The organism is Anaerorudis cellulosivorans (genome assembly GCF_025943985.1).
Lineage (GTDB): Bacteria > Bacteroidota > Bacteroidia > Bacteroidales > Dysgonomonadaceae > Anaerorudis > Anaerorudis cellulosivorans.
In genome coordinates this window covers 84,575-96,816 of sequence record NZ_JAPCWE010000009.1, presented here as the reverse complement: position 1 = coordinate 96,816, position 12,242 = coordinate 84,575, and the positions used below count along the sequence as shown (strand labels likewise).

Below are 12,242 nucleotides of genomic sequence, written 5' to 3'. Positions count from 1 at the left end.
AATTGGGTTAAATTTGCGCTCTGCGCCTTACCTCTACTCTACCAAAGTGGCGAAGGATAAACACCTTCATCTACCAGTTTCTGAAGCTTGGCAACCACGCCGGGGCGATCTTCGGGATAAGTTACTCCAAACCATTTTGAAGGAGTATCCAATACTTTTACAGTTGCCATTTTATTAGTAACCAAATGATTGATAAGCAAAGGTATAAAGTATTCAGCCGTGATATTTCCGGCATTCTTTTTAAGAAAATCCACAAAATAATCTTCGGAATAAGCAAAATAATCGGGCGTGAATCCCCACATATTCATGGAAACAGGAGTATTGTCATCGATAGCCACCCAATTATTGTTCTCGTCCTTATATTTAACAACCCCGTCGATACGCATCACCTGAGTACGTTCCACAATTCCAAGAAGATTATGATTTTCATCTATTTCACAAATGCCGCGGGCAACTGCTCCACTTTCCGACAGGGTGTTTCCCACTCTGTACCCTACCATACAGTACAGGTTTTTGCTGTTAGCTAGTTGAGACAAAAAATCCCCCAAAACCCGATAACTTTCCCTTCCATAAAAATCGTCCGCATTGATCACGGCAAAAGGTTCATTAATCACATCTTTTCCCATCATAACGGCATGATTGGTTCCCCATGGTTTTACACGATTTGCCGGCACTGTAAAGCCTTCGGGTAATTTATCCAATTCTTGAAAAACCAATTCCACAGGAATTTTTTGTTCATATTTTTTTACGATCTTTTCCCTGAAATCATCTTCAAATGACTTACGGATAACAAAAACAAGCTTGCCAAAACCGGCGTTGATCGCATCGTAAATTGAATAATCCATAATAGTTTCGCCGGAAGGGCCAACCCCATCCAATTGTTTAAGACCTCCATAACGGCTGCCCATCCCTGCAGCTAATACAAACAAAGTTGGTTTCATATTTCTTTATTTAGATAAAAATTTTACTATATCCGCAAATTTACAGATATACTTTTTATATTGCATGGTTTTGGCGTTATTTCTTTAAACTTTTTGTGAAAAATCTAAATTTCGAATGCTTTCCACAAAGGATCATCAGGCACCGGAGCCGTTATGTCGATGATCTGTTTAGAAACCGGGTGAACAAAAGATATATTTCTAGCATGCAAAGAAATGCTGCCGTCGGGATTGGAGCGCTGAGCACCATATTTTAAATCGCCTTTGATCGGCAAACCGATTTTTGCCAGCTGACATCGAATCTGATGATGACGTCCCGTTTCAATTTTTACTTCAAGAAGATAATATTTTTGTGATCGTCCGATAAGCTTATAGTGAAGTACTGCTTTTTGAGTGTGCGGTTTTTCTGTATCATACGCAGTAGATTTATTATTTTTTTCGTTCTTAATCACATAGTGAACCAGTACTCCCTCATTCTGCGGTGGAACATCTTTCACGATAGCCCAATAGGTTTTATCGATCTCTCCCTTTTTAAACATTTCGTTCAGTCGGGTAAGCGCTTTACTTGTTTTAGCAAAAACGACTATTCCACTAGTAGGTCTGTCGAGCCTATGAACGACTCCGCAAAAAACATTCCCCGGCTTATTGTATTTTTTCTTTAAATAATCTTTTACCATATCCGACAACGGCTTATCGCCTGTCTTGTCACCTTGTACAATCTCTTTCGGAGATTTATTTATGATGATAATATGGTTGTCTTCGTATAATACTTCCATTTTAAAAAACAGATGAAGAGACACAAAAAATTGTGTCTCTTATATAAAATCTAAATAGAAAAAGAAATTACGAATCATGTATTCATGCCGCCACAAACATTGATCACCTGACCACTTACATAGGAAGAAAGTTCCGAGCCAAGGAAAAGAGCAACATTCGCTACATCTTCCGGTGTGCCACCACGCCGCAACGGGATTTGCTCTGCCCATTGTTTGCGTACTTCTTCCGAAAGAGCGCCGGTCATATCGGTAATAATAAATCCCGGAGCGATAGCATTAACCCGAATGTTTCGAGATCCGATTTCTTTAGCCATCGATTTTGTCAACCCTATCAGCCCGGCTTTAGAAGCAGAGTAGTTGGACTGACCGGCATTACCCGAAACACCGACAACGGAACTCATATTGATAATACTACCCGATTTCTGTCGCATCATTTGAGGTGTCACGGCATGAATAAAGTTGAATGCCGATTTTAGATTTACTTTGATCACGATATCCCATTGCTGTTCTGTCATACGAACCATCAATCCGTCGCGCGTGATCCCTGCATTATTCACCAAAATGTCAATTCGTCCGAAATCCCTGATGATTTCATCTACTACTTTATGCGCCTCCTCAAAATTGGACGCATCCGACGCATAACCCTTTACTTTCGTACCCAAAGCAGCAATTTCGTTTTCGGTTGCTTTTGCATTTTCATCGATAACCAAATCCGTAAAAGCAATATTTGCTCCTTCAGAAGCATACTTAAGTGCAATAGCTTTACCTATTCCTCGAGCTGCGCCGGTAATTAAAGCTGTTTTACCTTCTAACAATTTCATTTTTTATTGGTTTAAATTAAACACTATCGTTTTTACTTTCTATATAAGCCCTTAAATATCAGATTAACAATCGTATTTCTATCCGCTTTATTATTGATATTTAAGCCCAATACTCCCCGAATAACGGGCACTTCAAGCCCTTTTAGGGCATAATGAAGAATTTGCGCTGTTTGGGGAATATCTGAGATTTCAAAAATTTTTGTCCTGACACCTTCTTCCAAAATATGTTGCAGATAAGCGATTTCTTTGCGGTCGAACTCCTTTCGCACATACTCCACACGCCAAATATCTCTAAAAAAATCTGCCCGTAAAGTACCATTACGTCTTACCACCTCTTTAATTGCTTCCAAACGTGTGAAAAAGAAAAGCATCAGTTTATCGTCAGCCTGCAAATTTCTTCCGATTACATCCTCCAACTGAAGATAAATACTCTCGAGTTCCGATTGAATTACCGCATTATAAATATCCTGCTTACTTTTGAAATAGGTATATAATGTTCTACGACCTTTATTTGAAGCTTCAGCAATATCGTTCATCGTCGTATTTTCAATCCCCTTTTGGGCAAAAAGCCGACGTGCTACCTCAATCAATGTTTGTCTTGTTTTCGACATTGCCATAATTTCAAATGCACACATTCACTATATGTGTGCAAAAGTAAGATAAAGTTTTAAAAATTAAAAGCAAATCCCTGCAAAAAACAACTGCAAATCTACAGACAGGTTAATTTTGAGAGTTCGTTGATTTTAGAGTTTATTCGCTTATTCAACCGGTAAGAGCTCCTTCAAGCTCGCATTAAGGCAAGGACGAAAAAGTTGGATCCGGTCGATTTGGGGTAAAACCCTCCTGAATATTTGCAACGAAAAAACCAAAATTTTGGAGCGGACTTGGAGCGAGGATGGTGCAGCCTTGGTACGGACTTGGTGCGGACTTGGTATGATGTCAAAAAAGCCCATATTTAAATCTACGATTCACCAAAAAAATGAGTTTTACAAACATTTAGTGTAAATTCGGATTTACCTGTTGACTCTGCAATTCGCCATTTTTTTCTTTTCGTTTGTTTTTTTTGGAATTATATTTTAATTTTGCGCTGTCTTAATCGAAAAAACAGGACAAATAGTTAAAAAATTTTATGGAGAGGACAAAAAAATTCATGTTGCCGGAAACAGCAATACCTACACAATGGTATAATATTGTTGCCGAAATGCAAAACAAACCTTTGCCGATGATAAATCCGCAAACCAATGAACCACTCAAAGCAGAAGATCTCTTTCCGCTATTTGCAGAAGAATTGGCAAGGCAAGAACTGAATGACAACGATGTGTGGATCGATATTCCCGATGAAATTCGCGAAAAATATAAAATCTACCGACCCACGCCACTCGTAAGGGCCTATGAACTGGAAAAAGCCCTTGATACACCGGCTCATATCTATTTCAAAAACGAAAGCGTAAGTCCTGTTGGCTCACATAAACTCAATTCGGCGCTAGCACAAGCCTATTACAACAAAATAGAAGGGGTGACCAATTTGACTACAGAAACCGGTGCCGGTCAATGGGGAACAGCACTGGCTTTTGCATCAAAAACTTTCGGCCTTGAACTTGCCGTTTATATGGTAAAGATCAGTTACGAACAAAAACCTTACCGTCGCTCCCTCATGCAATCATGGGGCGCACAAGTCATCGCTTCACCAAGCATGTCCACAAAAGCCGGAAGAAAAATCATCACTGAAAATCCCACCTATCAGGGGAGTTTAGGTACAGCCATTTCCGAAGCGATAGAACTCGCCATGCAAACACCCAACTGTAAATATGCATTGGGAAGCGTGTTGAATCACGTAGCTTTACATCAGACCGTAATCGGACTTGAAGCAGAGAAACAGATGGAAATGGCAGATGAATATCCCGATATTGTAATCGGCTGTTTTGGTGGGGGATCAAATTTTTCGGGGATATCGTTTCCTTTCTTACGTCACAATCTGAAAGGCGAAACCCACACACGGTTTATAGCAGCAGAACCATCTTCTTGTCCAAAACTCACGCGAGGTCGTTTTCAATATGACTATGGCGATGAAATCGGATACACGCCATTAATCCCAATGTATACACTGCACCATAATTTTGCTCCTGCCAATATTCATGCCGGCGGGTTACGCTATCATGGTGCAGGAAGCATTGTAAGCCAACTGCATAAAGATAATCTAGTCGAAGCCGTCGATGTAAACCAGCTCGATACATTCAAAGCCGGGATTTTGTTTGCCCGTACAGAAGGCATCATTCCTGCTCCCGAATCGAATCACGCCATTGCAGTAGCCATTGATGAAGCACTGAAAGCCAAAGAAGAAGGAGTAAAAAAGACCATCCTTTTCAATTTGTCGGGTCATGGTTTGCTCGACATGAGTGCTTATGACCAGTATCTTGCCGGTGATCTCAGTAATCATGAATTGAAGGACGAAGAACTTAATAAATATTTCGAAAGGGAATCTTAATAAATTTAAAAAAAGATGTTTTTAAACATAAATCGAACATATTTCTCTAAAAAAGGTAGAAAATTATTTGGTAATTAATAGAGGAATTACTATCTTTGAAATGCAAAACAAGAGAGTTATTGCCGCATTGGTCGATTGGGAAACTCATCAATAACATTTTAGAAACCGAGATCGTTTTTGTTGTCAATGGCGGGCCGCATCCTTCGGGACAAGCCTTCGGGCTCGGCGGATTACAAAGACAACAAAACGCTCAAATCCTGTCATAAGGAGTTTCGTCTTAATTCCACCGATGCGGCTTCTTATAAAAAGCAGATCGCAAAAAGATGAACTTTTGCCGATCTGCTTTTCTTTTTATGATAAAAACTTATACCAAAATGAAACGGTATCTGGAACTGTTTCTCGTTTTTTTTAAAATCGGAGCATTTACTTTTGGAGGTGGTTATGCAATGATACCGCTCATCCGTAACGAAGTAGTAAAAAAGAAAAATTGGCTGGAAGACGATGAATTTATGGATATGCTGGCCATAGCTCAATCCATGCCCGGCCCCATGGCACTAAACACTGCTTTATTTGTCGGCAACAAACGGTTTGGATTTAAGGGAAGTTTGTTTTCCGGTTTAGGCATCATCCTTCCTTCTTTCATCACTATTCTTTTCATTGCCATTATTTTCACGCAATTCAAAAATAATCCTATTGTCGAACGTATCTTCAAAGGTATCCGTCCGGCTGTTGTAGCCTTAATTGCTGCTCCATTAACAGGATTAAGCAAATCAGCAGGAATCTCCCGAAAAAATGCATGGATCCCTTTTCTAGTTGTCATAGCCGTGTGGTTGTTGAAAATTTCGCCTGCATACATCATTGCCGCCGCCATACTTTCAGGCATTCTTTATCCGATTTACCTCAAAAAAAGAATAAAGCGATAACAATGAAATTAATCGAACTGTATGTTGCATTGTTCCTATCCTTTTTCAAGATCGGACTATTTGGTTTTGGGGGCGGATATGCCATGCTCCCCCTTATCCGGCACGAAGTTGTAGATGCTCACCCTTGGATTTCGATTAACGATTTTACCGATATTGTAGCCATATCTCAAACCACTCCGGGACCCATCGCATTCAATTCTGCCACATATGTGGGATACGCTGCCGTTTCGAATATGGGTTTTTCCACCTTTCAAGGAATACTGGGCTCCGCCATTTGTACACTGGCAGTGAGCCTTCCTTCATTTGTCATAATGACCCTCATCTGTGCCTTTTTCTTTAAAGTAAAAAATAATCCGCCGGTACGTTCCACCCTTTCGGTACTTAAACCCACCATTATCGGTTTAATTGCTTCAGCTGCACTCATGCTGATTAACAAAGCCAACTTCATCGATTACAAAAGTTGGATTATTTTCGGAACTGTATTCCTTGCCTCGCTACAAAAGATAGACCCTATTTTGTTAATTGCTCTTTCCGGGGTAGCAGGCATACTCCTGTATCATTAGCAGCTATTTTTGCCTGAATAGATCATTTGATGTTAAGAATATGTATTTTTCCATAAAAAGACGGTTTCTCAAAAAAATGAAGGCATGGATCCATAAAATAATTATGAATTGAGATGAAAAAATGGTACTTTTGCGACAATTTTTTAATATAATCATGGCTATTCTTTCACTCTATTATATAAAATCCAGTTTATGACTAAAATAAGCAAAGAAGACGCTCTTCTTTATCATTCAGAAGGAAAACCGGGAAAAATTGAAGTCGTTCCTACCAAACCTTATAGTTCGCAACGCGATCTATCGTTGGCATATTCGCCAGGAGTTGCCGAACCCTGTTTAGAAATTAAAGAAAATGAAGAAGCCGTTTACGATTATACCAATAAAGGAAATTTGGTAGCCGTTATTTCAAACGGAACAGCAGTTTTAGGCTTGGGCGACATAGGGCCATTGGCAGGAAAACCCGTAATGGAAGGAAAGGCGTTGCTATTTAAAATTTTTGCCGGGATTGATGTTTTCGATATTGAAATCAATGAAAAAGATCCAAAAAAATTCATTGAAACCGTAAAAGCCATTTCTCCAACCTTTGGTGGTATCAATTTAGAAGATATTAAAGCTCCTGAATGTTTTGAGATTGAAGAAAGATTGAAAGACGAGTTGGATATTCCTGTCATGCATGACGACCAGCACGGTACGGCCATCATTTCTGCAGCAGGATTACTAAATGCATTGGAAATCGTCGGGAAAAAGATAGAAAATGTAAGAATTGTTGTCAATGGTGCAGGTGCTGCAGCCATTTCCTGCACAAAATTATATATACGTTTAGGAGCAAAACCCGAAAATATAATTATGCTCGATTCAAAAGGAGTTATCAACACCCGGCGTACCGACCTAAACAAAATTAAAAAACCTTTTGCCACCAACACTCATATCCAAACATTAGAAGAAGCAATCAGAGGAGCTGATGTATTTTTGGGATTATCCGTAAGTGGAATACTAACCCCGGCAATGGTTCGCTCAATGAATGAAAACCCTATTATTTTTGCCTTAGCCAATCCTGATCCCGAAATTTCATATGAAGATGCCATGAATGCTCGAGAAGATATTATTTTTGCTACAGGACGCTCCGATTATCCCAATCAAATCAATAATGTATTAGGATTTCCCTATATTTTCAGAGGAGCATTGGATGTTCGGGCAACAAGCATCAACGAAGAAATGAAACTGGCTGCCGTTTATGCATTGGCCGAATTGGCCAAAAAACCGGTCCCCGATGTAGTCAATGCTGCATATAATTTAAAACGTTTAAGTTTTGGTAAAGATTACATTATTCCCAAGCCGCTTGATCCCCGTTTATTAACGGTTGTTGCACCTGCAGTTGCCCGTGCTGCTATGGAATCGGGTGTAGCCCGTCACAAAATTACCGACTGGGAAGCCTATACAATCAAATTGCGCGAAATGATGGGGGGTTACGGAGATAAAATATTGCGCCGTTTTTATGACACAGCCCGCCAAAATCCAAAGAAAGTTGTATTTTCAGAAGCCAATCACATCAATATGCTGAAGGCAGCAGAAATGGCATACAACGAAGGTATCTGCCATCCAATCTTGTTGGGGAACGAAGAAAAAATCGGTAAAATCGCCCAGGAATATAATATCGATCTAAGTGGGATGAAAATTATCAATCTCCGTCACGACAGGGAAGAGCAACGAAGAATTGCTTATGCTAAACGTCTTTCCGACAAACTTCAGCGAAACGGGATGACTTTTGACGAAGCCTATGAAAAAATGCACGAGCGCAACTATTTCGGGATGATGATGGTCGAAACCGGCGAAGCCGACGCCTTAATTACCGGTGTTTATACCAAATATGCCGATTCCATTCAGGCAGCACAAGATGTGATTGGCATTCGCGAAGGTTCAAAACACATTGCGGCTCTTCACATCATGAATACGAGAAAAGGTATTTTCTTCTTGGCCGACACACTTTTCAATCGCCATCCTTCTACAGAAACCCTGCTCGATATTGCCAAATTAACCTATAAAACGGTAAAACTCTTTGCCCATGAACCTGTAATGGCCATGTTGTCTTATTCCAATTTCGGATCAGATAAACAAGGTAGTCCCGCAAGCGTACACGAAGTGGTTGCCACATTACATAACGAATATCCCGAAATGATTGTTGACGGCGAAATGCAGGTTAATTTTGCTTTAAACAAAGAGTTACGCGATAAGAAATATCCCTTTTCAAAACTAGCAGGTAAAGATGTAAACACATTGATATTCCCGAACTTAAGTTCTGCAAACAGTGCTTATAAATTGTTACTCGAAATGGGCTTGGCAGAATCGATAGGACCTATCCAAATGGGTTTGAATAAACCGGTTCACATCTTGGATGTGGAAAGTTCGGTACGCGATATTGTAAACATGACAACAATTGCAGTGATTGATGCCATATTAGAAGAACAAAAACAACATTAAAATTTATCCTCATTCTGTATGCACGAATGGTGATTATTCATTATTTTTACGGAATATTGAGCGCTATTTTATGCTAACCGACCAAATCAACAAAGAGAAACATGAAAAAGTTATCCGTCTTACTAATTATTCTGCTGGATGTCGGATTTTTTTCTTCCCTTTCAGGACAAGACAAATTCGAAACAAATAGAAAAGAGATGATAAAAAAACAAATTCAAGCTCGCGGCATTACAGACAAAAACACACTGAAAGCCATGGAAGAAGTTCCCCGACATCTATTTGTTTCTGAGGAATATCGAGACAGGGCTTATGACGACGGCCCCCTTCCCATCGGTTACGGACAAACCATATCGCAACCCTATATTGTAGCTTATATGACCGAATTGCTCCATGTGGTGCCCGATGATGTAGTATTGGAAATAGGAACGGGTTCGGGTTACCAGGCAGCCGTTTTATCCCGAATCGTGAAAAAAGTGTATACCATTGAAATTATCGAAGAATTGGGTCTTGCAGCAAAAGAAAAATTAGCCGCTCTGAATTACGATAATGTGGAAGTTAAGATCGGCGACGGTTACTACGGTTGGGAAGAACACGCACCTTATGACGGCATCATCGTTACCGCGGCATCAGAATATATTCCTCCGCCATTAATCCAACAACTCAAAGACAAAGGGCGCATGATTATTCCTGTGGGCTCTTCCTTCAGCGTTCAAAACCTGATGCTCGTGGAAAAAACGGGAGACAAAATAAGGACAAAAAGTCTGATTCCCGTAAGGTTTGTGCCTTTAACCCGAAACATCAAACCCTAACAACCGTTTCCGATCGAGATACACCACGAAAAACAAGCAAATAAGCGATGGAACACGTCAACCCAACATCCTCAATTCGCAACCATGTGGCAATCGGCTTAATTTCGGCATGCATTATTGCTTTTCAATTAATATTGATGCAGATTTTGTCGTATGTACAATGGTATCACTTTGCCTATATGATTATATCCATCGCTCTGCTCGGATTCGGCGCAGCAGGAACTTTTCTGACAATTTTCCAAAAGAAACTCAAGCAAAACTACGTTACCCTTTTCCCTTTTCTATTAATTGTTACAGCAATTCTCATTCCTATGGTGGTTGGAATTGCCAATTCAAAGGCTGTTCGTTTTGATTCATTGCTTATTTTTCAGGATTCACGTCACATTGGCAAGTTAATTCTCACCTATTTTATTTTTTTTCTGCCTTTCTTCACCGGGGCTTTATCCATCGGAATGAGTTTTTCAAAGTTTGCCGATCAAATCGGGAAAATTTATTTTTCCAATCTCATCGGATCAGGAATAGGAGGAATTGTTGCCTTATTATTCATGCAATCGATAATTCCGGAACAACAGCCATTTGCCGTTGCTATACTAGCCTTTTTAGGTGGAATCATTTCATTACCGGGAAATAAAAAAACACTCTTTCGAATTACCCTTTCCCTTTCGACTCTTATTTTAGTCGTCTTTTATTTCTATCCACCGCAATTAACCCCATCCGAATATAAAGATATCACGAGAACCATGCTGTTGCCCGAAGCGAAAGTCGAATATGCGAAAAGCACTCCCAATGGTTTTGTGCAAATCGTTTCATCCCCTGTTCTCCGCTATGCACCCGGTGTAAGCCTTGCTTATCAAGGCCCCTACCCGATACGAAAAGTTGTTTTTAATAACGGAAACTGGATGGGGAGTCTTCTTCAACAACCCATAAAGCAGAATGAAACAAGTATTCTTGACTATACACCCCAAGCCTTACCCTATCACATCGAGAAAATTGAAAATGCCCTGATTATCGATGCAGGAACAGGAGAAAACGTTCTGCTGGCATTGTCACATCAGGTGCCTCACATTATTACCAATGAATCCCATCCTGAAATCTTCAACATACTCAACCGATCTTTCGCCGGTTTTCCACAAGTTCAGCCTCATCAAACCCTGTCGCGAACATTGCTCACTCTCAACACACACCACCTTGATCTGATAGAACTTCCCGTTATCGGTTCGTTTTTTGGCAATTCGGGGTTAAATGCCGTTGAACCACGATACGAATTAACCATAGAAGCTATGCAAGAAATGTGGAACAAGCTTTCGGAAAAAGGAATGATCTCGTTGAGCTGTTGGATGGATTATCCCGTACGAAATGCGTACCGACTTTTATCCACTATCTGCCTTCTTCTCGATGAAAACAACATAACACGTCCCCGGGAACACGTTGTTGCCATACGAAGTTGGGGCGCAGTTACCTTTCTGGTAAAAAAATCTCCTTTTAACCTTGATGAAATCGATAAGGTTCATCAATTTTGTGACAACCGGATGTTCGATCCACTTGTTCTTCCAGAAGAGCAGAAAATTGACCGAAACAAGTTTAATATGCTTCAGGACACTGTTTTTTTTATTCATATAGACCAACTCTTATCTCCCGACAAAAAAGTATTGATACACCAGTATCCTTACCGGATACACCCTACGACCGACAACCGGCCTTTTTTCTTCCAATTCATCCGCTTTAAGCAGATTCCCCAATTGATATCTTCCATTAGTGAAAAAAACTTTCCCTTTTTGGATATCGGTTATTTGCTCATCATCCTCACTTTCATTCAAATTATTCTTATTGCAGCAATTATTATTCTTTTGCCGTTATCTTTCAAACCATGGAAGAGTAAACATAAGAAATGGGTAATCGTATATTTCAGCGGGTTGGGGCTAGCTTATATGTTTTTGGAAATGGTATTCATTCAACAATTCACCTTTTATTTTGGAGAACCCACCTATGCTACATCAGCAACCCTCAGTATTTTGCTTTTTACTTCAGGATTAGGAAGTTACTATTCATCTACATGTCGAAAGAATAAAATCCGTTTGGTATTACCGCTCATTATTGCCGCCATCCTTATAGTATACGCTTTCATTCTCTCCCCAATTCTGTCAGCTACAATAGGCGTTGCTTTACCTTTCAAAATAGTGATTGCTATCGTTTTATTAGGAACACCTGGGTTCTTTTTAGGAATGCCTTTCCCAATCGGAATCGACTATCTTGCCGAAAAAAAGAGCGACGACATCCCATGGGCATGGGCTTTAAATGGTTATTTTTCGGTAATCAGTACCGTTTTGGCAATCATTATATCCGTTGAAGCCGGCTACTTTGTACTATTGCTCATGGCTGCATTAACTTATGCTTTGGTAAGTATATCTAATGCATGGATAAAGGCATGATCCGATTTCAGCAATACATGAAT

The 12,242-nt window shown here is 39.9% G+C and carries 10 protein-coding genes; 6 read left to right on the top strand and 4 right to left on the bottom strand.

Going from position 1 to position 12,242, the window contains the following annotated elements; all coding sequences use genetic code 11:
- Positions 1-38: 38 nt before the first annotated feature.
- The 4 genes from OLM34_RS06760 to OLM34_RS06745 form a co-directional block, all read right to left on the bottom strand.
- Positions 39-941, bottom strand: coding sequence for a nucleotidyltransferase family protein (locus OLM34_RS06760; protein ID WP_264406122.1), 903 nt, complete (start codon positions 939-941; stop codon positions 39-41).
- 104 nt (positions 942-1,045) lie between these two features.
- Positions 1,046-1,714, bottom strand: a complete 669-nt coding sequence (locus tag OLM34_RS06755; RefSeq protein WP_264406120.1) for an RluA family pseudouridine synthase — start codon at positions 1,712-1,714, stop codon at positions 1,046-1,048.
- A 74-nt stretch (positions 1,715-1,788) separates the two neighbouring features.
- Positions 1,789-2,535: a 3-oxoacyl-[acyl-carrier-protein] reductase gene (gene fabG / locus OLM34_RS06750; RefSeq protein WP_264406118.1), complete on the bottom strand. Its 747-nt coding sequence runs from the start codon at positions 2,533-2,535 to the stop codon at positions 1,789-1,791.
- A 32-nt stretch (positions 2,536-2,567) separates the two neighbouring features.
- Positions 2,568-3,152 (bottom strand): TetR/AcrR family transcriptional regulator, encoded by a 585-nt coding sequence (locus OLM34_RS06745; RefSeq protein ID WP_264406117.1) that lies wholly within the window; start codon positions 3,150-3,152, stop codon positions 2,568-2,570.
- Positions 3,153-3,664: 512 nt separating this feature from the next.
- Between OLM34_RS06745 and OLM34_RS06740 the strand changes: the two genes are divergently transcribed.
- From OLM34_RS06740 to OLM34_RS06715, 6 genes are all read left to right on the top strand, one after another.
- Positions 3,665-5,020, top strand: coding sequence for a TrpB-like pyridoxal phosphate-dependent enzyme (locus tag OLM34_RS06740; RefSeq protein WP_264406115.1), 1,356 nt, complete (start codon positions 3,665-3,667; stop codon positions 5,018-5,020).
- Positions 5,021-5,394: 374 nt separating this feature from the next.
- Positions 5,395-5,943: a chromate transporter gene (locus OLM34_RS06735; RefSeq protein WP_264406114.1), complete on the top strand. Its 549-nt coding sequence runs from the start codon at positions 5,395-5,397 to the stop codon at positions 5,941-5,943.
- A 2-nt stretch (positions 5,944-5,945) separates the two neighbouring features.
- Positions 5,946-6,506: a chromate transporter gene (locus OLM34_RS06730; RefSeq protein ID WP_264406113.1), complete on the top strand. Its 561-nt coding sequence runs from the start codon at positions 5,946-5,948 to the stop codon at positions 6,504-6,506.
- Positions 6,507-6,698: 192 nt separating this feature from the next.
- Positions 6,699-8,981, top strand: coding sequence for an NADP-dependent malic enzyme (locus OLM34_RS06725; protein WP_264406112.1), 2,283 nt, complete (start codon positions 6,699-6,701; stop codon positions 8,979-8,981).
- A 101-nt stretch (positions 8,982-9,082) separates the two neighbouring features.
- On the top strand, positions 9,083-9,790 hold the full coding sequence (locus OLM34_RS06720) for a protein-L-isoaspartate(D-aspartate) O-methyltransferase (RefSeq protein ID WP_264406110.1): 708 nt from the start codon (positions 9,083-9,085) through the stop codon (positions 9,788-9,790).
- A gap of 47 nt (positions 9,791-9,837) precedes the next feature.
- A complete protein-coding gene (locus tag OLM34_RS06715) occupies positions 9,838-12,219 on the top strand; it encodes a spermidine synthase family protein (protein ID WP_264406108.1) in 2,382 nt (793 codons plus the stop codon).
- Positions 12,220-12,242 lie beyond the last annotated feature (23 nt).